At 56.3% G+C, this 20570-nt stretch carries 20 protein-coding genes; 11 read left to right on the top strand and 9 right to left on the bottom strand.

Annotated features, from left to right (window positions below; translation table 11 throughout):
• Positions 1 to 125: 125 nt before the first annotated feature.
• On the top strand, positions 126 to 1004 hold the full coding sequence (locus R2940_06770; protein MEZ4599474.1) for a GGDEF domain-containing protein: 879 nt from the start codon (positions 126 to 128) through the stop codon (positions 1002 to 1004).
• Positions 1005 to 1657: 653 nt separating this feature from the next.
• Here R2940_06770 and R2940_06765 read toward each other — a convergent pair.
• From R2940_06765 to R2940_06755, 3 genes are all read right to left on the bottom strand, one after another.
• Positions 1658 to 2536 carry a Rossmann-like and DUF2520 domain-containing protein gene (locus tag R2940_06765; protein ID MEZ4599473.1) on the bottom strand — a complete coding sequence of 293 codons (879 nt, stop codon included), beginning with the start codon at positions 2534 to 2536 and terminating at the stop codon, positions 1658 to 1660.
• Between the two features lie 176 nt (positions 2537 to 2712).
• Positions 2713 to 3429 (bottom strand): 4Fe-4S binding protein, encoded by a 717-nt coding sequence (locus R2940_06760; GenBank protein MEZ4599472.1) that lies wholly within the window; start codon positions 3427 to 3429, stop codon positions 2713 to 2715.
• An 88-nt stretch (positions 3430 to 3517) separates the two neighbouring features.
• Positions 3518 to 3886: a nitrous oxide-stimulated promoter family protein gene (locus tag R2940_06755; GenBank protein ID MEZ4599471.1), complete on the bottom strand. Its 369-nt coding sequence runs from the start codon at positions 3884 to 3886 to the stop codon at positions 3518 to 3520.
• A 168-nt stretch (positions 3887 to 4054) separates the two neighbouring features.
• Between R2940_06755 and R2940_06750 the strand changes: the two genes are divergently transcribed.
• Positions 4055 to 5491, top strand: coding sequence for an aldehyde dehydrogenase family protein (locus R2940_06750; GenBank protein MEZ4599470.1), 1437 nt, complete (start codon positions 4055 to 4057; stop codon positions 5489 to 5491).
• Positions 5492 to 5494: 3 nt separating this feature from the next.
• Here the strand turns inward: R2940_06750 and R2940_06745 are convergent, their stop codons facing one another.
• The gene (locus tag R2940_06745) at positions 5495 to 6061 is read right to left on the bottom strand and encodes a DNA-binding protein (protein MEZ4599469.1); all 567 of its coding nucleotides are present in this window, start codon (positions 6059 to 6061) and stop codon (positions 5495 to 5497) included.
• Positions 6062 to 6246: 185 nt separating this feature from the next.
• Here R2940_06745 and R2940_06740 point away from each other — a divergent pair, with 185 nt between their 5' ends.
• The 4 genes from R2940_06740 (at position 6247) to R2940_06725 (ending at position 8424) form a co-directional block, all read left to right on the top strand.
• Complete coding sequence (locus tag R2940_06740; GenBank protein MEZ4599468.1) at positions 6247 to 6762, top strand: hypothetical protein; 516 nt, start codon at positions 6247 to 6249, stop codon at positions 6760 to 6762.
• Between the two features lie 19 nt (positions 6763 to 6781).
• The gene (locus R2940_06735; GenBank protein MEZ4599467.1) at positions 6782 to 7333 is read left to right on the top strand and encodes a macro domain-containing protein; all 552 of its coding nucleotides are present in this window, start codon (positions 6782 to 6784) and stop codon (positions 7331 to 7333) included.
• Between the two features lie 62 nt (positions 7334 to 7395).
• Positions 7396 to 7746: a DUF3135 domain-containing protein gene (locus R2940_06730; GenBank protein ID MEZ4599466.1), complete on the top strand. Its 351-nt coding sequence runs from the start codon at positions 7396 to 7398 to the stop codon at positions 7744 to 7746.
• A 339-nt stretch (positions 7747 to 8085) separates the two neighbouring features.
• Positions 8086 to 8424 carry a PilZ domain-containing protein gene (locus R2940_06725; protein MEZ4599465.1) on the top strand — a complete coding sequence of 113 codons (339 nt, stop codon included), beginning with the start codon at positions 8086 to 8088 and terminating at the stop codon, positions 8422 to 8424.
• A gap of 36 nt (positions 8425 to 8460) precedes the next feature.
• Here the strand turns inward: R2940_06725 and R2940_06720 are convergent, their stop codons facing one another.
• The 5 genes from R2940_06720 to tmk form a co-directional block, all read right to left on the bottom strand.
• A complete protein-coding gene (locus R2940_06720) occupies positions 8461 to 9855 on the bottom strand; it encodes a YchF/TatD family DNA exonuclease (protein MEZ4599464.1) in 1395 nt (464 codons plus the stop codon).
• A gap of 138 nt (positions 9856 to 9993) precedes the next feature.
• Positions 9994 to 11526 carry a methionine--tRNA ligase gene (metG, locus tag R2940_06715; protein MEZ4599463.1) on the bottom strand — a complete coding sequence of 511 codons (1533 nt, stop codon included), beginning with the start codon at positions 11524 to 11526 and terminating at the stop codon, positions 9994 to 9996.
• Positions 11519 to 12574 (bottom strand): stage 0 sporulation family protein, encoded by a 1056-nt coding sequence (locus R2940_06710; protein ID MEZ4599462.1) that lies wholly within the window; start codon positions 12572 to 12574, stop codon positions 11519 to 11521. Before R2940_06710 ends, metG begins: the two co-directional genes overlap by 8 nt.
• A gap of 48 nt (positions 12575 to 12622) precedes the next feature.
• A complete protein-coding gene (gene holB / locus R2940_06705) occupies positions 12623 to 13591 on the bottom strand; it encodes a DNA polymerase III subunit delta' (GenBank protein MEZ4599461.1) in 969 nt (322 codons plus the stop codon).
• Positions 13588 to 14238, bottom strand: coding sequence for a dTMP kinase (tmk, locus tag R2940_06700; GenBank protein MEZ4599460.1), 651 nt, complete (start codon positions 14236 to 14238; stop codon positions 13588 to 13590). The genes holB and tmk overlap by 4 nt, the downstream gene beginning before the upstream one ends.
• Before the next feature lie 212 nt (positions 14239 to 14450).
• Here tmk and rnc point away from each other — a divergent pair, with 212 nt between their 5' ends.
• From rnc to R2940_06675, 5 genes are all read left to right on the top strand, one after another.
• A complete protein-coding gene (rnc, locus tag R2940_06695; protein ID MEZ4599459.1) occupies positions 14451 to 15191 on the top strand; it encodes a ribonuclease III in 741 nt (246 codons plus the stop codon).
• A complete protein-coding gene (locus R2940_06690; GenBank protein MEZ4599458.1) occupies positions 15188 to 16198 on the top strand; it encodes a radical SAM protein in 1011 nt (336 codons plus the stop codon). The genes rnc and R2940_06690 overlap by 4 nt, the downstream gene beginning before the upstream one ends.
• A gap of 67 nt (positions 16199 to 16265) precedes the next feature.
• Positions 16266 to 17171: a GTPase Era gene (era, locus tag R2940_06685; GenBank protein ID MEZ4599457.1), complete on the top strand. Its 906-nt coding sequence runs from the start codon at positions 16266 to 16268 to the stop codon at positions 17169 to 17171.
• Between the two features lie 202 nt (positions 17172 to 17373).
• A complete protein-coding gene (gene der, locus R2940_06680) occupies positions 17374 to 18690 on the top strand; it encodes a ribosome biogenesis GTPase Der (protein ID MEZ4599456.1) in 1317 nt (438 codons plus the stop codon).
• 174 nt (positions 18691 to 18864) lie between these two features.
• Positions 18865 to 20535: a response regulator gene (locus R2940_06675; protein ID MEZ4599455.1), complete on the top strand. Its 1671-nt coding sequence runs from the start codon at positions 18865 to 18867 to the stop codon at positions 20533 to 20535.
• Positions 20536 to 20570: the final 35 nt, after the last annotated feature.

The following is a 20570-nucleotide window of genomic DNA, read 5'->3' as shown; positions in this document are numbered from 1 at the left end:
GAGACGCGGCTCCTCCAACTCTCCAACTCGCTATTTCTGGTTGTTGGTGCATTTCTTACTGACAAAATTGTCAAAATTAACTCTTTTCCCATATAAACAGAACATTTTGGTGACAAAAAGGCCGGGTGGGAATCACGGTTAAAAAAAGAGGCTGGGGTAAGGTGAAAAATTTATCCGCACCTATGCTTAAGGGGAACAAGATTTTGAAATTTGAATCATTTGTGCTGAATCTGGGCGGCAAACGAACAGTTGTGTTGATTACTGCCATTTCTATCACTCTATCCGTTTTATTAACGTGTTCCATTTGCCTTTATTTTGAATACTCCAATTTATGGTCTTCTTCCCTCAGTCGGATAGATTGGATACTAATTGTTGCATCAGCAGCTTTAGTGCCGTTGATTGTAGCGCCGATAGTTACTGGGCATCTGGTCAGAATGGTTTTCAGAATCCATTATCTGCAAGAAGAGTTGCAAAAGCTAGCTACATTGGATTCACTGACTGGTTTGCTCAATCACGGTGCTATGATGAACAGCATAGAGAAGACATATAAGTTAGCAATAAAGGAACAACAAGAAATAACATTTATAATGATGGACATCGATTATTTTAAAAATATCAATGACAGATATGGTCATGCTGCAGGAGATATGGTCCTTAAAAATTTCGGGACATTGATAAAGAAAATATCAAAATCCTCTGATCTTGTCGGCAGAGTAGGGGGAGAGGAGTTTTTGGCATGCTTATATGGAGACTCTTCATTGGAAGGCCATAGCTTTATAAATCGATTGCAAGATGAAATTCGTGGAACAGAGTATCGGTCTGAAGGTCATCCCTTTAAGGTGACATCAAGTATCGGGATCACCAAGATGTCGCCACTGGACCCTCTACCTCTTGATACATTGTTGAAGAATGTTGACAAAGCACTTTATCAGGCCAAACGCGCCGGGCGAAATAAAGTTATTGAGCACACTCAGGGACCGCCTGGTCAGCTGCAGGCCTCTTGAAAACCGTGCACCAGATTCTGGTCCAACTTCATTTAATGTGCAAGGGAGGCTGCGGCCCCGGCGCATGACGGCCTGGCTGGCGGGGGAGGGGACGGCAGGAATTGCCTTTCACACCGAGCCTTCCTGCCATTTTGTGGCGTCCAGTGCCTGCGCTCTCGCCGCCTGGAGGTGGTTGCTGGATTTTGCAGTAAATAGTATGATTCAAAAACAGAGTAAAAAGTGGTTTTCGTCCTGCGGACAGGACGGAAGTTCCCTTTCTGGAAAGGGGGTTATATCAATGACAGGACCAAGCAAGAAAATATGCGAGATTAGTAATTCCGGCGAACTGCGTTCCGAGATTCTGAGAGACAAGGGCGGAGAGTATTCCTGCCTCACCTGCTGTGTGGTTTCTCACGACAAATCGAACCTTTGTAAACCGGTCAACACGGAAGATGCAAAAATATTCTGTGATATAGAGGTTTAGTAGACGATCCAAACGGAAAGTGGGACAGGCATCTTGTCAACAAGGTGCCTGTCCCTTTTTATGGTCCCGGCACCGCGCGGGTTGATCTCAATTCTACCCACTGGGCCTGCTAACATGCCTTCCATATCCAGCCTTTAACACAGGTCACCCTGACCCATTCGGCCTCTTTACACTACCGCGCATGAAATTTTTATTTGATCCGCCCCGCCAGCAACTCGGCCAGAGATGCAAGGGCCTCCGGCGAGGCTGTGCCCTGAAGGTGGGACAGCTCCAGCGCGGTCGCTCCCAGATCGCGATAGATTTCGGCCAGTCGGGGGTTCCAGTCCGACAGCGCGGCGAGTTGTCCGGAAACCGTTGCATGGTCTCCCCGTGCTATCGGGCCCGTAAGCGCCCGCACCGTTCCCGAAGCAAAGATATTCTCCACGGTTCCCCGCACGATCGGTTCCATGACCTGCATGGCCGTCTCGCGCTCCAGCCCGGCCTTGACATAGGTCTGGGCACCGATCTCGATCAGCGCCGTCAGATAATTGCAGACCATCACCGCGGCGGCATGATAGAGGGTTTTGAACCGCGGATCGATGGTAAAGGTTTTCCCGCCGATCTGCTCGAAAGCGGGACGGAGAATGCGCAGCGCCCCCTCGTCCCCTTCCCAGCCGCAGAAGGTACCGGCAAAGGACTCGACGGAAACTTCGGGGGCGGCGAAACTTTTGACCGGATGCACGCTTCCGATAAACGCTCCGGCCTGACGGGCTGAAACGAGAGCGGTCGAGGGGAGGGCGCCGCTGCAGTGAAACACCAGGTCGCCCGGCCGCAGCAGGCCGGAGCCCGCAAGCCTTTCGCAGGAGGCGGCGATCCGGTCATCGGGTGTGCCGATCAGAAACAGATCCGCGGGGCCCATCGACTCCAATTCGCCCACCGCCCGGCCCGCCCCGATAAAGCAAGCCGCCTCTGATCCGCTCTCCTCGGTGCGGTTGAGGATGTCACCAAGGGAAAAAACCGTCTCCCGATGCCAAAGCCGCCCGAGCGTTCTGCCGACATGACCGCATCCGATGATATTGAGCTTTTTCATCAATCTTCCCTTTGCGAAGGCCCTCAATTTATCTGTTTTGAATGGGTAAAATCATCCAGATAACCGCCTGTGTCAAGTCCGGCAGGCCAGGCCCTTCGCTTTTCTTCCCTTACGACGAACGGCCCGACTAAAACCGGGCCGCTCGTTCTGAAACAGCGGAATGGAAAAGGGGGGTCTTACTTCCTCTCGCCCTTGATGCCGATGGTGACGGTCTCCAAGGGGATCTGCTTGCCGCTGGCGGCCAGGGCCTGCTGGGCGATGGCGACCAGACCGCTGCAGCAGGGGACTTCCATGCGGATGACGGTGAGGCTGCGGATGGTGTTTTCCTGCAGCATGCGGGTCAGCTTTTCCAGATACGCCTGCCCGTCGTCGAGTTTGGGGCAACCAATAACCAGGGTTTTGTCGTTGAGAAAATCCCTGTGGAAATCGGCATAGGCAAAGGGGGCGCAATCGGCGGCCAGCAGCAGGTCCGAGTTTTCCAGAAAAGGCGCGCTGGGCGGTACCAGGCTCAATTGCACCGGCCAGGTGCCGAGTCGCGACTGACGGGAGGCCCCTTCCTCTGACGGTTTTGCGGCGCCGGATTCCAGCTTCATCAGGCGGGATGAAGGGCAGCCGCCGTGACCGTGGTGGGATTTGGCCGCAACTTTGGCAGACGATTTTTCCTGCACCTTTTTCACTTCGGTTTCATCGAATTCATCCGCATCCCTTTGTTCAATGGTAATGGCTCCCTTCGGGCAATCGCCGAGGCAGGCACCGAGCCCGTCACACAGGTTGTCGGCAACCAGTCTGGCCTTGCCGTCAACAATCTGAATGGCCCCTTCGGCGCAGGCGGGAACGCAGAGACCGCATCCGTTGCACTTTTCTTCATCGATTTTGACGATATTTCTAAGCATGATCCTTCTCCATTCCGTTTGATCGTTGTTTGTTTCGTATCGTTGAATCCATCCTGCATCCAACCGGCTTTTTCAACCTTGATGGAAATCAATAAACCGATTTTTTGTGCCTGCCCTTCCCGTGGGACATCAGCAGTCTCCAGAGCAGATCGATGCGGCCTCGACGAAAGATTCGAGGCCAGCCGTAGCGCATGATGTTGCGGGCCGTGTCCCGCATACTGGGGGAAAAGCAGTGGATGTGACAGTCGCGGCAGGCCGGTTTCGGCTTCAGCGGGCACCGTAAAAGCCGGTTTTCGCCATAGGCGAGAAATTTTTCGCACTCCCGGCATAATCCCGATGGTTCTGAATGGTCCGGAGACGACCGGTGATGATCCCGGCAATAAATCTCCGTCAGAATCTTCAGGGTGCGGATGTCGCGCCGGGTCCGTCGGGATATGTTCCTGTTTTCATTCGCCATGGTTTCGATTTTAGACCAGTCCATGAATCAAGGAGTTGACCGGGATCAAAAAGCAGATGTTCTGAAAAGTATCCGGTCCGGGTAGGAAGGAGCGGAAATCTTTGTTATAGTCGAATTCTCAATGAATACGAGACGATGAACCGCTGCAACCAGGAAAGGGAGTTTGCGATGAAGATTCAGGAAAAAATTTATATCGGCGGAGAGTGGGTTTCGCCCCATGGCCGGGAGGTCATCGAGGTGGTCAACCCGGCCACCGAGGCCGTCATTGCAACCATTCCCCGGGGTACCGCAGAGGACGCGGATGCTGCAGTGCGGGCCGCCCGCAAGGCCCTTCCCGGGTGGTCTTCGGCTTCCGTCGAGGAGCGGGCCGACCGGTTGGAAAAGATTGCCGCCGGACTCAACGAACAGGCGGAGGAGATCGCTGCCGCCATTACCGATGAAATGGGCATGCCGCTGAAGTTGTCCAAGGCGATACAGGCCGGACTGCCGGCCGCCAACATGGGAATTTTTGCCAGGGAACTGCGCCGGTTCCCTTTCGAGGAGCGGATTGGGCCTTCCCTTGTTGTAAAGGAACCGGTGGGTGTGGTCGGCTGCATCACCCCCTGGAATTTTCCTCTCCACCAGATTGTGGCCAAGGTGGGCCCGGCTTTGGCGGCCGGATGCACGGTCGTTCTGAAGCCGAGCGAAGTTGCTCCCCTCGATGCCTTCATCCTGGCTGAAATCATCGACAGGGCAGGGCTTCCGGCCGGTGTCTTCAACCTTGTCCCGGGGACCGGGCCGGAGGTGGGCGAAGCCTTGGCAGGCCACCCTCAGGTCGCCATGATTTCCTTCACCGGGTCGACCCGGGCCGGCCGGAGGATCCTGGAACTTGCGGCCAAAACGGTCAAGCGCACAGCCCTCGAATTAGGCGGAAAATCCCCTGCCGTGATTCTGGAGGATGCCGACCTGGAGACGGCAGTCAAATCCACCGTCAGCGCCTGCTACCTCAATTCGGGGCAAACCTGCAGCGCCATGACCCGTCTGCTGGTGCCGGAGGCGCTCTACCCGCGGGCGGCCGAACTGGCCATCGAGGCCGCAGCGACCTTTAACCCCGGTGATCCCCGGGATTCGAAGACAAGACTGGGTCCGCTGGTTTCGGCAGCGCAACGGGAGCGGGTGCGTTCCTATATCAGCAAGGGACTGGAAGAGGGCGCCGAGTTGCTGCTGGGCGGCCTTGAGCCGCCGGAAGGCTTGGATAAGGGCTTTTTTGTCAGGCCCACCGTTTTCGGCCGGGTGACCTCGGACATGACCATCGCCCGGGAGGAGATTTTCGGACCGGTGCTGTCGATCATGACCTTTCGCGACGAAGAAGAGGCCATCGCCTTGGCCAACGACACCATCTACGGTCTGGCAGGCTCCGTCTGGGCGGGGGATGAAGAGCGGGCCCGCCGGGTCGCCCGGCGGTTGGAGGCAGGACAGGTCGAGATCAATGGAGCCGGATACAATATCAAGGCCCCCTTCGGCGGTTTTAAACAATCCGGCATTGGCCGGGAGAACGGCCGCTACGGTCTGGAGGAGTTCCTGGAGATCAAAGCCCTGCTGCTGCCGGAGGAAAAAACAGGGTAAGGATCAGAAATCGAAAAGGTTCGGCTCCTGTCCCGGGAGTTCCTGTTTGTCGGTTTTGGACTTTTTGCTTCTGGTCGGTCCCTCCGCAACCTTTTCCGGAGCAGGTTTTTGCTCCTGGGACCCCCCGCGGGTCTCGGCCAGGCTTTTCAGATGTTCCGTTTCCGCGAGGTGCCGACGGAGCTGCTGGAGCTCTTCCTCCTGGGCATGACGGAGACGGTCACTTTCGAGCAGGGCCGTTTCGAGTATCGCGATACGCCGTTCCGATTCAGCCAGCCGATGTCTGAGTCCGTTGACCTCCAGCAAGGCCTGAGCCGTGCAGCCTTCCCGGGCTTTGGCGGCTGTCTGCCGCAACTCGGCCAGCAATGCCTGCTGCAGCCGCCTGGATATAGTCAGTCCGGCGGCGGGCTCATGACCCTCGCCTTCTTTCCAGAGGCGGTAATGCTTGAGCACCGTGGTCATCGATCCTCCGGTACTCGCCTGAATGGTGCGGACGCTGATCGGTTCTCCCGCCTCCTGGAGAGATTTGCAGACCTCGGCCACCTGTGCGAAGGTTATTCCTTTTCGAGCCATGGCGTGTCCTTATCAGGGAATTTAAAAATGTAACGTTATCCTGGAATCGGATGATATTCAAGAAGTTTGTGCCGGCATCGACAAACGATAACGTTATTTGGTCCATAATGTCCTCGTTGCCGTCATCGTTATCGACAATCACCAGGTCATCCCGGTCCAATGGCGAACGATTCGGGTTGGAAAATATGGATCTTTCCGTCAAACAGGCGATCGCTGCATGCGATTTCGGTGAGGCGCTGATTTACCCGGGTTCCGGCCCCAGTCCCCAGATCAGCCTGCTGGTTCGAGAGCGTTCAGCGATGATCCGCTATTTCGGAGAAACAACCGTCGACCTGCGGGCCGGTTTTTATCCTTTGGATAACTGCGGTGTTGTTACGGTTCTTTTAAGAGTGGGACGGCATGCCCGACAGACCTATGCCACCTGGTGGGATTACTGGGCGCCGGGTGGAAAGGAATCATTTCAGCAGATGAAAAGGCAAAACCTCCTGCCCGTTTTTTTTCATGGCAATGATGCCCGTCGTGAACGCACTTTCGTCCTGGAAAATCCATTGATAACCTTTTTCAGTAACGTAATGACGGGAATGTGCCGCTGGAACCCCTGGACTCCGGAGGTCTTCATGCAGTCCTGCCGGGAAATTCTGTCCAACGCCGGTAGCGTGGAAGGCCTCTGGGAAGAACTTGCCGATAGATTGGTCGATTGAGGTGGGGAGAGGGGTGGCAATGCCCGGGAAGAAATTCGACCGGAGTGTCCTGGCGCGGATCGAGATCCGCTGGGAAGACATTACCATGATGGAGGTGGATGCCATCGTCAATCCTGCCAACAGTAATCTGTCGGGCGGGGAGGGTGTCGATGGTGCAATCCACTGGGCGGCGGGCAGCGGTCTGCAGGAGGAATGCAGCACAATCGGTGGCTGCCCGGTAGGCGAGGCACGTCTTACCGGTGGACACAACCTGCCTGCCCGCTACGTGATTCACACGGTCGGACCGGTCTACGGACTGGATCCCGAACCCGAAAGACTGCTTGCCGACTGTTACCGCAACTGCCTGGAGATCGCCCTGGCGAACGACATCGGCTCCATCGCTTTTCCGGCCATCAGCTGCGGCCGGTACCGGTTTCCGGTGGCCAGGGCCTGTCCCATTGCCCTGGAGGTCATCACGGGTTTCCTGGCAGAACACCGAAGCATCCGCAAGGTATTCCTCGTGGTTTATTCCGCGGAGCATTTTCGGATATACAACGAATGCCTGCAGCGTTTTTGTGAAAAACCCGGCTGAGTTCTGCTTTCTTGCCGTTGTCTGTTTAATTGGTAAACTTTTGAGGAGAGACGGAGGCAGTCATGGACGATGAAAGAAAATCTGCAGGAGAAATATTTGAACGCCTTGCCGGATTGTATCAGCAGGACCCGGAGGAGTTCGAAAGAGTCAGCAAGGCGCTCATCCGGGAAGCGCTGGACAAATTGCCCCAGGAGCAGCGGGCCCGCGGATATGGACTGCAGATGCGGATTGAGCACCGCCTGAGACCTTTCAAGGATCCTGTCGCCCGGATGAACGAGATGATCGTCATATTCTGGGAAAATTTCTATAAATTTCAGCAGATCCTCAATCACCCCGGACGGGCTGTGAACAGGAAAAAAGCCGGATCCAGTGCCAAAATAATCCCCATCACCAGAAAAAACACCCTCCACTGAAACTTATCAAGGATGGCTGCATCATGATGACTGCGCATATGCACAGTCCGGGTCTGTCATATCTATTGCCCTTTTTTACGGGTAAACACGTAGCGAAAATGGAAACCAGCGTGTACATTCCAAATCATCAAAAGGTTCGAAAAATACTAAAACCAGGTCCAAAAACCTCCATCTTTTGACGCGTTGCCTGACCTCCTGAGCGGCGCGTCTTTTTTTTGCCCGCCATTGTAAGGACCTTCGCATCTTCCCGACCTCCAGATCACCGAATAGAATTTGACAGTCCCTGGGACTTGGTTATAGACTCGCCAGATCCTTTTTTATTGCAAGGGGGGACGATAAGTGATCGACAAGAGGAGCTCCACCCGAAGAAACCGGCGTCTGCAGCTGCGCTATGGTCCGGATGAACCGCACAGGATCGGCTTCACCTGCGATCTCAGCTCCCGGGGGTTTTTTATCCAGACCGCTCTTGTGGTTCGGCCGGGAACCCTGCTGGAGATCGAAATCGTGCTGCCTGAGGAGATCCCGGTCCGCCTCAGGGGACGGGTGCAGTGGGCGAAAAAGGTGCCGCCGAATCTGCTGTCAAAGGTCAGAAAGGGCGGCATGGGGATCCGGATTATCGATTTCGTTTCAGGGCAGGAAGCCTACCTTCGTTATTGCGAGGAGCTGGAAACCGTTTGATTCCAAATTTTTTTAGGCAAAAGGTCCATCCTCCGGTCAACCCACCTCATTGTACTCCCGTTTCAGAAAACGGACCCCCAGCTCCTTTTCAGCCACTCTCCTGCAGGCTTCAATATCGATACCGGGCACGGTTACGGCGCTGGCTGTCACGGAAGGGATGAAGTTCGGGGCTTCCCGGACGAAATCCTTGACGGCCCGGTAGGCACCGTCGCCGAATCGTGAACGACACAGCCGCTGGTAGCTCTCGCCATCGGGCGCATTCAGGGAGATGGAAACGGCGTCGATCAGTCCGGCCAATTCCGGCAGGATGTTCCGTCCATGCACCAGGTTCCCCTGTCCGTCGGTGTTGATTCTGACCCTGACCCCTTGCTGTTTGAGCCAGACCGCAACCTCCTTGACCAAATCGAGACGGAGCAGTGGTTCACCGTAGCCGCAAAAGACCACTTCGTCGTAGCTGCGGGGATCACCTATGGCCGTTTTTACCTCCTCGGCATCCGGTTCATGATCGAGTTGCAGGCTGTGCCCCTTGACGGTGAAATCCTTGAATTTGGCGCAGAAACCGCAGCTGTTGCTGCATCGGTTGGTAATGTTGAGGTAGAGGGAATTGCGGATCTTGTAGGCGATTTTTCTGCTCTGGTCCCCCTCGCCGATGCCGAAGAGGCGATGGACGTTCAGGCTGGTGATGCGGGCGATGTCTTCAAGGGTCAGCTTTTTGATGCGGGCCAACTCTTCGGCCGTGTATCTGACGAAGGCCGGTTCGTTGCGGCGGCCTCGCATCGGCTGCGGAGCCAGATAGGGACAATCGGTCTCCAGCAGGACGTGGTCGGTGCTGACCGCCTCGGCAACCTCACGCAGGGTTTCATTTCCGGGATAGGTCAGAGTGCCGGGAAAGGAAATATAGAAGCCCATTTCGATGCAGGCCCGGGCCATGGCGAGATCACCGCTGAAACAGTGCAAAACCCCGCCCACCTCGCCGGCCTGTTCCTCCCGGAGAATTTCCAGCACCTCCTCATGGGCATCCCGGTCGTGAATGATCAGGGGCAGCTTCATTTCCCTTGCCAAAGCGATCTGACGGCGAAACGCGGAGCGCTGGATATCTCTTGAGCATCGGTCCCGATAGAAATCGAGTCCGATCTCGCCCAGGGCGACCACCTTGTTGTTTTTTTCGATCATTTTCCGCAGTTCCCAAATGGCGCTTTCCGACACTTCCAAAGCATCGTGGGGATGAATGCCGACCGCCGCGTAGATCTGCTGATAGCGGGCGGCGAGCTCAACGCTCCGGCGCGAACTTTCCAGGTCGCAGCCGATGGTGAGAATCTGGAAGACGCCGCTTTCTGCGGCCCGTTGCAGGATCTGGTCGAGGTCCTTGGCGAAACGGCCGTTGTCCAGGTGGGCGTGGGTATCGATGAGAAGCGGATGATGATCGTTCATTGCTGCAGGACTCCAGTCTTTTCGTTTCAAAACGAAGGGGCGCCTCGGCGCCCCCTGTGGTTGTCTTTTGCTGGTTGCTGGCTGGAATTTTACCAGCCACTAGCTACTAGCCACCAGAAACCAGTGTACCCTGATCCCCTACTGCTTGTCGATTCGAGGAAAAAGCGGGGAGGCCTTGGCGATGGCGGTTCCCGGCTGCATTCTGCCCCATGCATCCCGCCCCTCCAGCGTCAGGTCCTGCTGTCCGTCACCCAGATCGGCCAGAATTTTTTTGGCCGTTTCAGGCATGAAGGGCCCGATCAGCAGAGCGATGATCCGCACGGCTTCAAGCAGGTTGTAGAGGACGGTGCCAAGCCGGGGCATCTGTTCCTGGTCTTTCGCCAGGGCCCAGGGACTGGTATCGTCGATGTACTTGTTGGAGAGGCCCACCAGTTCCCATATGGTCTGCAGGGCCTTGTTGAAAGCCTGTTCGTTCATAAAACCGTCGACCCGGTGCACGGCGGCCGGAAAGGCTGCCATGTAGGCCTGGTCTTCATCCCGTAGGTCTTCGGGTGCGGGTAGGGTGCCGGAGAAATACTTGTTGACCATCGCGGTGGACCGGCTCACCAGATTGCCGAGATCGTTGGCCAGGTCGGAGTTGATACGGTGAATCAGCGCCGCATGGCTGAAGTCGCCGTCGAGGCCGAAGGGCACTTCCCGCAGCAGGAAATAACGGATGGCATCGACACCGTACTGGTCGATGAGCATGTTGGGCTCCACCACGTTCTGCAGGCTCTTGCTCATTTTCTGGCCCTCCACCGTCCACCAGCCGTGGGCGAAGACCTTTTTCGGCAGAGGGATCCCGGCGGCGAGCAGGAAGGTCGGCCAGTAGACGGTATGGAAGCGCAGAATATCCTTGCCGATGACGTGGACGTCAGCCGGCCAGAACCGATTGAAATTCCCTTCGCCGTCCTCGGGAAAACCGAGGGCGGTAATATAGTTGGTCAGGGCGTCGAACCAGACGTAGATGACATGCTTTTCGTTATCGGGTACGGGAATCCCCCAGGAAAAAGAGGTGCGGGAAATGGACAGGTCCCGCAGTCCTTCCCTGACGAAATTCAGGATCTCATTGCGCCGGGAACGGGGCTGAATGAAGTCGGGATTCTCCTCGATATGCCGCAGCAGGGCCTCCTGATAACGGCTCATGCGAAAAAAGAAGGATTCTTCCTTCAGCTTTTCGGTGGGACGTCCGCAGTCCGGGCAGCTGCCGTCCATCAACTGGGTTTCGGTCCAGAAGGTTTCGCAGGGGGTACAGTACCAGTCCTCATATTCCCCCAGGTAGATGTCGCCGGAGTCATAGAGTTTGCGGAACAGGAAATGGACGCCTTTTTTGTGCCTTTCCTGGGATGTGCGGATAAAATCGGTCTGCGAAATGTCGAGCTTTTCCCACAGGGCCTGAAACCGCTTGACCACCCGATCGGCCAGCTCCAGAGGGGTTTCGTTTCGGGCCAGAGCGGCCTTTTCCACCTTCTGTCCGTGCTCGTCGGTCCCGGTCAGAAAGAAGACATTGAATCCCCGCGCTCTTTTGTAGCGGGCCAGTACGTCACAAGCGACCGTGGTATAGGCGTGGCCGATGTGGGGGACGTCGTTGACATAGTAGATGGGCGTTGTGACGTAGTAGTGCTTATCCATTTTGATCTCCTGAAGGATTTTTCTGCTGGGAGCGTCCTTTGCCCCGGCCTCTTCGCCGGCTTTTCCTCCGCGGAGGGTTCTCCGACTCGCTCTTTTCCTGGGAAGGCTCAGGGGGGGCCTGCCCCTCAATCTTCTGTTCCGGTTTCCGCTCATCCCCGTCCCGCGGTTTTCGGCGGCTTCCCTGGGAACGTCCGCCCGGTTTTTTCACGCGCTGCTGAGACTCCTGTGAAGATGGCGGTTCGGCAGGGGACTCGATGGGCAGGATGTCATCCGCCGGGATCTCTACAGAACGGTTGTCGGGCAGCATGACCGTGACGGTATGGGCAAGAACATTCTGGTTGACGACCTCACCGGTCTGATCCTCAACCTGCACCTTTCGGCCGCATTTCGGCAGCCCCTTTTTCAGGTCGCGGTAGGTTTCGTATTCATAGTTGAGGCAGCACAGCAGACGCCCGCACTGACCCGAAATCTTATTAGGGTTCAGGGCAAGTCCCTGCTCCTTGGCCATCTTGACCGACACCGGGGCAAAGTTGGAGAGGAAGGTGCAGCAGCACAATTCCCGACCGCAGACCCCGAGTCCGCCGGTCAGTTTGGCTTCATCCCGAACCCCGATCTGCCGCATTTCAATGCGCGTGTGAAAATGGTGGGCAAGATCCTTGACCAGCTCCCGAAAATCCACCCGCCCGTCGGCGGTGAAAAAAAAGATGATTTTCGAGGCGTCGAAGAGGTACTCCGCCTTCACCAGTTTCATCTCCATCTGGCGGGCCTGAATCCGTTCCATGCAGAACTGGAAAGCCTCCTTTTCGCGGGTCCTGGATTCATCGGCCAACTGGAGATCCTTGTCCGAGGCAGGCCGAAGCACCTGTTTCAGGTTGTCGGGCGCCTCGCTCTCGGCGATTTCGCGCGGGAAGTAGACGATCGATCCCAGCGCCCGGCCGCGATCCGTTTCGACAATTACGAAATCCCCGGGGTGCAGGTCCAGATCCCCGGCGGCAAAATCGTAGTGCTTGCCGGCGTTGCGGAATTTTACGGTGACAATGCGAATCATGCTCTTATCCTGAAATTAAGTAAAATTTTATGGTGTCCGATGCTGCCTTCATGCGGCCAGTTGCAGGAGCATCACTTCCAAGGTCAGCTGGCGGTTGGCGTTGCGTGCCAGATGCCCTCTGGCTGCGTCCAGAGCCTGCAGCTTTTTCAGCAGGCTCGGCACGGTTTCGCGGGAGGCGACCCGGTTTAACTTTTCCATAAGGTCGATATTGACCAGTTCATTTTCAGGACGGCCGTGCTTGAAAAGCAGCAGGTCGCGATAAAAGGCCTGAAAAATTTCCAGAATTTCCGGAAGCAGCTCCTTTTCTTCGGCAAGGGTTGCCGCCATTTCGAAAAGGGCGGCCACGCTGCCCGGCGACAGGGCCGTCAGCTTCTTCAGGAGATCCCGGCGGCGTTCGACAAAAAGATCCCGGTCCTTGCCCAGGGCTTTTTTGAAGCTGCCATTGGCGAGCGAGGCCAGCACATGGGCCTGGGTTTCATCGATGTCCAGCTGCTCGCAGAGTACATCCAGAAGTTTTTCCCTGGGAATCCGCAAAAAGGGCAGGCGCTGGCAGCGGGAGCGGATGGTGATCAGAACCTTTTCCGGCATGGCCGTCAGCAGCACCAGAAGCGTATCTCTGGTGGGCTCTTCCAGCGTTTTCAGCAACGCATTGCCGGCGGCGGGATTCAGCTTTTCCGCTCCGTCGATCAGGCAGATTTTCCGGGTCCCTTCCAGCGGCCGGTATGACAGTTCCTTCTGCAGAGTGCGGATCTGTTCGATCTTGATGGTTGCGCCGTCCGGTTCCAGCAGGTGCAGATCCGGATGGTTGTTGTGATCCACTTTCCGGCAGGCCGCACAGTCTCCGCAGCCGTTGCCCTCCGGACAGAAGATGGCCCGAGCCAGGGCCATTGCCATGAGTCGTTTGCCAACCCCTTCCGGACCCTCGAACAGATAGGCATGGGAGAGTCTGTCCGTGGCCAGGGCCCTGCGGAGAATGTCCTTCTGCTGTTCGTGACCGAGTATGCGGGCGAAGGTCATGATTGTTTCCTGGATGCGAAGAAAGTCTTCACTACCGCAAGGATGCGCTCAGCGACCTCGGCTACGCTCCCCCTGGCCTCGATGACCCGGAAACGTTGCGCCTCTTTTTCAGCCAGATCCAGGTAGCCGCGCCGAACCCGGTCATGGAAAGCCACCGCTTCCAGTTCAAAGCGGCCTTCGGTGGCCAGGTTCTGAAGACTGTTGCGCTGAATGGCCCTTTCCAGGCCGTCCGCCGCAGGCATATCCAGCAGCAGGGTCAGATCAGGCCGGCAGCCGGACGTGGCCAACTGGTTGAGGTCCTCGACCAGAGCTCGATCCAGGCCCCGACCGTACCCCTGGTAGGCCAGGGTGGCATCGATATAACGATCGCAGAGAACGATGCGTCCCTGCGCCAAAGCCGGTTGGATCACCTCTGCGACATGCTGGGCGCGGGCGGCGGCATAGAGCAGCAGTTCGGTCTTTGGCGTCATCGCCTGGTGAACCGGATCCAGGAGTATCTGGCGGATTGCATCAGCGATGGCACAGCCGCCCGGCTCCCGGGTGACAACCACCTGGTGACCCTGGAGGCGCAGACTTTCACATAGCAGAGAGATTTGCGTGGTCTTGCCGCAGCCTTCTATGCCTTCAAAGGTAATGAACAATGACATGTAAAATCCGAATTCCGGTTTAAATTTATGGATTATAGAAAAGCCCTCCTGCGGGAATCAAGGAAAATCCGGGTCGGATCGACCTTCAATTGATTTCGGGAGGCTGGTTGTATATACTGAACCGCTCATTTTCGATGGGGATCAGATTGTTTTCATCCGCCAGCAGCAATTCTGCGCCAACAGAAAAGGACGCTCGTGCCAGCAGTTTCCCAATGGACAGGCCTCAGGAAAAAATGGAAGAATATCCCTGCACAAATCACACGGAAGGCACCCTGGAAGAGAAAATTCACTACCGCTTTCGCGACGGGAGCCTGCTGCAGGAGGCATTGACGCACAAATCCTACAGCAATGAGCAGCCGGGGGGCGTTCTTCCCTTCAACGAGAGGCTGGAGTTTCTAGGCGATGCCGTTCTCGGTCTGATCGTCAGCCGTTATGCCTTCCACCATCTGGCCACGGCAACAGAAGGAGAGCTGACCCGGATTCGCGCAGAAGTGGTGAATGAAAAGAGTTTGGCCGCAATCGCCGGGCAGTTGATGCTGGGCCGTTATCTGCGTCTGGGCAGGGGGGAGGAAAAAAGCGGAGGGCGTACAAAAAGAAGTCTTCTGGCCAATGCCTTTGAAGCTTTGCTGGGAGCCGTATTCTGTGACGGCGGCTTTGAAAACGCATGCAGGGTTGCCGAGGGGCTGCTGGCCGAAAAAATCCGCCGGGCGGCTAGCAGCAAGACCGGGAGGGACTACAAAACCCGACTGCAGGAAATGATGCAGGCCCGGTATGGACTGCCTCCCGAATACGAGCTGAGTCAAATTGAAGGACCGGAGCATCAACGCTCCTACACGGTGGAAGCGCGTTTCGAGGGGCGCGTGATCGGGCGCGGCAAGGGCACCACCAAAAAAAAGGCCGAGCAGGAGGCGGCAAGGGAGGCCCTTCAGCTTCTGGAAGGAGAAACTCCTTGAAAATCTACCCTTTTTTCATTCCTCATGCAGGCTGTCCGCATCGCTGCCGGTTCTGTCAGCAAAACAGCCTTTCCGGTGTTTCCCGGGCACCCGCTCCAGAGGAGGTCTGCGTCGCTCTGGAGAAAATTCTGCCTGACAAGGGGGAGGGGGAAGCGGCTTTTTTTGGTGGAACCTTCACCCTGCTTGCTTCTGAAAGACAAAAAGCCTATCTGGATCAGGTCGCGCCCTTTATTCGTTCCGGCCGGCTTTCGGGAATACGTGTGTCCACCCGGCCGGACGCGATCAGCAGGGAGAACGCGGGCCTGCTCAAGGAGTGTGGAGTGACGACGGTCGAATTGGGCTGTCAGTCTTTTTCCCCGGCGGTGTTGTCCCTTGTACAGCGGGGACACGGTCCTGATGCGGCCGCCATCGCAGTGCCCATCCTGCGGGAACAGGGGTTGAAGGTCGGTTTGCAGCTGATGCCGGGATTGCCTGGAGGCGATCGGAAGGAAGCGGTTTTTTCCTTGCGGCGTGCGCTGGCCCTTAACCCCGATTTTCTGCGCATCTATCCCGCGGTCGTGCTAAAGGGGACAGAGTTGGAACAGGTCTGGCGCAAGGGCGACTTTCAGCCTCTAGCGCTTGAGACGGCCATCGATGTGTGCGCGGATCTGCTGCTGGATTGCCTGGCTGTCGGCATTCCCGTCATCCGGCTCGGTCTTCAGTCCACCGAGGAGTTGGACCGGGGCGATCTTCTTCTGGCCGGCCCCTATCATCCGGCCTTCGGTCAGTTGGTGCAATCCCGGTTGTGGAGGCGGGCTTTGGATCGGGAAATGGCCCTGATGGGCGCCGCGGCGATCCAGGTCCATCCGGCCGATCTCGGAAACGCCGTCGGCCACCGGAGAGAAAACCTGCATTATCTGCAGGGGCGCTATCCCGGTTTTTCATTGGGTGTGCAGAGAACGCTGCCGCGGTACTGCTTCCGTTTCGGGGAAAGGGTGCTGAGCGCGTATCCTGCGCCCGCAAAGTAACCTAATATGTCTTCTAAATACGCGAAATGACTTAAATATCGAGTGCATCTCGAAAGGATCCTGGCTCGTGCAGAATGAAAAGACAAAAATTTTCCGTTCCGGTTTCGTCTCGATAATCGGACGTCCCAATGTCGGGAAGTCGACATTGCTGAATGCCATCCTCGGCCAGAAAGTCGCCATCGCCTCCCATAAGCCGCAAACCACCCGCAACAGGATTCTGGGGATCTGCAATCATGCAGAAGGACAGGTGCTCCTTCTCGATACTCCCGGTCTGCATCGGGCCAAGGGGCTGCTGAATCAGTTCATGGTGGAACAAGCCCTTTCCGCCTGCAGCGATGTCGATGCCATTCTGTTTCTTGCCGAGGCCGACGACAGGATCGGTGGCGGTGACGAGTACATTCTCGAGGTTCTGGCCAAATCCAAAGTGCCGGTCATTCTGGTGCTCAACAAGATCGATCTGGTCGAACGTCCCCGGCTGCTGCCTTTGATCGACGTTTATTCCAGAAAATTTCCCTTTACGGCCATCGTGCCGGTTTCCGCCCTGACCGGCGAGGGCGTGGAGGATCTGGTCGGGACTGTCATCGATTTATTGCCGGAAGGGCCGCAATACTATCCCGAGGATATGGTGACCGATCTTCCTGAAAGGTTTATCGTGGCCGAAATGGTGCGGGAGCAGATCCTCAAACAGGTGCATGACGAGATACCCTATGGTGTTGCCGTCACAGTAGACCAGTTCGAGGAGAAACCGGAAAAAAACCTGGTCGTGATTCAAGCGGTCGTTCATCTGGAGCGGGAGGCCCACAAAAGCATCATCCTTGGAAAAGGCGGCGCCAAAATACGATCCATCGGCAAGGCGGCCCGGTATGACATCGAACGGCTGCTCGGTACCAGGGTCTTTCTCGAGCTTTTTGTCAGAGTGGAGAAGAACTGGACCCAGTCGAAAAGGCTGCTCAAGGATTTCGGGTACGAGTAGCTGCAGGGCGACCTTTATGGAAATGGCCCCGCTTCCAATTTAATTCAATCTGGTTATCCACCAGGCTACAGTAAGAGTCAATCGTTGTCGTAATCGTAATCGTAATCGTGGTCGTAATCGTGGTCGACGCTGTGAGTATCGATTGAGATAACGACAACCGGGTGCATAACCGAACCGGTTCATTCAACGCAAAGGTATCGAAATGTCAGTAGTCGCCATCGTTGGCCGGCCCAATGTCGGTAAATCGACCCTGTTCAACCGTATAATCGGCCAGCGCCGGGCTATCGTCGAAGATTTCCCCGGTGTGACCCGCGACCGCAATTATGCTGAAGTGACCCGCTATTCCACGCCTTTCATCCTGATCGATACCGGCGGTTTCGAACCGGTCAGTGAAGACCAACTCCTGGTGCAGATGAGAGAGCAGTCCAGTCTGGCTGTCGAGGAGGCGGATGTCATCCTGTTTGTCATGGACGGTCGGGAGGGTCTGACCCCTTCCGACATCGAAGTGGCCAATATTCTGCGCCGGTCGGGAAAGCCCGTGATTCATGTCATCAACAAGGTCGATGGACCGAAACAGGATGCCGATCTGGCTGAATTTTTCGCTTTGGGGGTGAGCGATATACAGGCCGTTTCGGCCGAACACGGCCGGGGTGTCGGCGATCTGATCGACGAAATCCTGGCTATTCTGCCCAAGGTTCCGGCCGGCGGCGAGGCGGAGGGGGAGGAGGTTCGTCTGGCCGTGGTAGGAAGGCCTAATGTCGGAAAATCGTCACTTGTCAATCGTTTGTTAGGGTTTGAACGAGTGGTGGCCAATCCGGCTGCCGGCACCACCCGGGACAGTATCGATACCCCCTTCACCTACAATCAGCAGCGCTATGTCCTGATCGATACGGCTGGTATCCGACGCAAGGGAAAAGTCAGCCAAACACTCGAAAAATACAGTGTTATTCAGGCCCTTAAGGCCATGGACAGGGCCCACGTGGTGCTGGTGGTTATCGATGCCGGGGAAGGGGTGACGGAACAGGATTTGACTGTGGCCGGATATGCCTTTGAAAAGGGGCGTGCGGTGATTCTGGTTGTCAACAAATGGGATCTGGTGACCAAGGACGACAGGACGATGGGACGGTATGTTGACGATTTACGAACCAGTTTCAAATTTTTGTCTTTCGCTCCCATCCTTTTCGTGTCCGCTTTCAGCGGACAGCGGGTTTCCCGCATTATGGACAAGGTGGAAGCGGTCGCCAAAGAGTTCAACCGGCGTGTGCCGACTCCCGCACTGAATCAATTGCTGAAGGAAGCCACTCTCACCCACCAGCCCCCCATGCACCAGGGAAAGCGGGTAAAACTTCTCTACATGACCCAGACCGCTGTGCGCCCGCCCTCATTCGTGGTTTTTGCCAATCAGGCCGAGGGGGTTCATTTTTCCTATCATCGTTACCTGGTCAATCAGATTCGCGAGGCCTTCGGTTTCGAAGGATGCCCCATCCGGTTGTCTTTCAGGGACAGAGAGCGTACCTGACCGGCGTCCGCCGATGCATTTTCTTTGAGAATGAGTCATGGCGTTGAGCATGGTGTTTTTCTTGCATAACTGCAATTTTTGGAGCTCAAAGCCGGAAGTGCGCCCGGTCGGATTCGACCAGTTCTGCCGGCATGCTTTTCAATTCTGTTCATTTCGATCTAGAGGGACGAGTTCATGGGATTTGTCGGCAGCCTTGGGGACCTCAGCGTGGATAACATCCTGCAGGTCGTCAGTATGAGCAGCCAGACCGGCCTGCTAAGTCTGCAGGACGGGGACTCTCGGGCAGAAATCGCTTTCTGCCAGGGGAAGGTTGTGGGTGCCGGCTCCGAATTGCACGGGAAAAACAATTTCGATTGGCTGGTTCGACGAGGTGTCGTCGATCAGGAGCGCCTGGATCAGGCCTCGGCGCTCCTCGGTAAAGACAAATCTCTTGAGGCTGTTGCCGGAATCCTGCTGGAAACCTGCGGTATTCCCGGAACCGCCATCGCTTTGGCGAGCCGCAAGGAGATCGAAAAGGTACTGACCGAACTTCTGCGCTGGGACCAGGGCACCTTCAATTTCGAGACATGCCAGTTGGAGGAGCTGGGCAGACATCTGCGGTCCTCCGGCTCGATTTTTCTTCACGACGGAATTTTCCCCCGTTTTTCTCTCGATACCGATAGCCAGCCTGCTCCGGCGGTTTTCCCCGAAGAGATTCCGGCAGCCCAGCCCATGGCCGGGACAAAACAGGACGTCAGCATTCTTCCACCCCGTCCTGAAACCGAGGCGGCCCAACACCCCTGGTCCCTGAGTGAGCCGGCGTGTGAGGGGACCGGTGAGGTTTTTTTGGTAGACGACGATCCCGCTGTTCGCGAAAAGCTGACCAGCGATCTCCATGGAGAGGGTCGGGTCGTCTCAGCCTTCGCCAACGGCAGTGAGTTGCTTCTGGAATTGGATCGGGTCGTCGATCAGGGAAAACGGCCGACTCTGCTTATCGACCTGATCATGCCAAGGTTCAACGGCGAAGGAATTCTGGGCGGGCTCGAGTTGCTTGAGGTCATCCGGTCCCGCTATCCGAAACTTCCCGTTAGAATGTTTTCCGATTACTTCTGCACCGAGACGGAAAAACGCATCCAGGCCCTCGGAGTGGACCAACTTGTCGTTAAGCCTCACCGCCGCACCCTGGCGTCGAAGGGGGGGGCGGCCATGGAGGCTTTTGTAAAGCGGGTGGCAAAAGTTCTGCCGACGACGGCGGAGGTTTTGAAGACTGAAAGCCAGCCCAAGGAAGAAAAAGGAGGCATGCTTCCCGCCCCCGGCATCTCTCCGAATGAAGGGGAAGAGCCGATCCGGCGTCAACTCGCTCTGCTGAAGACCTTGTCCAACGAATTGTGTGTCCATGATCTGGAACAGCAGGCCAGACTGCTTATCCTCAGGTTTGCTGCAGAGCTTTTCGATCGCGCCGTGATTTTTTCCGTTCAGGGAGACAAGATGAACGGGTCGGGGCAGTTCGGGTTCGAAAAATTCAGTGGAGTTCAGGGCAATCGTCTCGGGGAACTGGTGATTTCCCTGAAGGAACCATCCATCTTCACTTCGGTTCTGGAGAAGCGGGAGCCGATTAAAAGAACGCTGGGCAGCGGCGATTGGGAACGCTGCTTTGCCGGTTACCTCGGGGAGCCTCCGGCAGTCGAAATTTTTCTCGGTCCCGTTATCTGCCAGGCAAAGGTTGTTGCCCTGCTCTATGGTGACATGCTTGCCGGAAGTCAGTCTTATGGCGATACCGACGGACTCGAGGTCTTTCTCACCCAGGTGGGGTTGTTGAAGGAACGTGCCTTGTTGAAAGCGGTCCTTTTTTCCAAGGGGTTATGAATCCATTTCCGAGATCCGGGAAAAGAATGCGGATA

It is taken from the genome of Syntrophotaleaceae bacterium, assembly GCA_041390365.1.
Taxonomy (GTDB): domain Bacteria; phylum Desulfobacterota; class Desulfuromonadia; order Desulfuromonadales; family Syntrophotaleaceae; genus JAWKQB01.
This window is presented reverse-complemented; position numbering and strand designations above follow the sequence as displayed.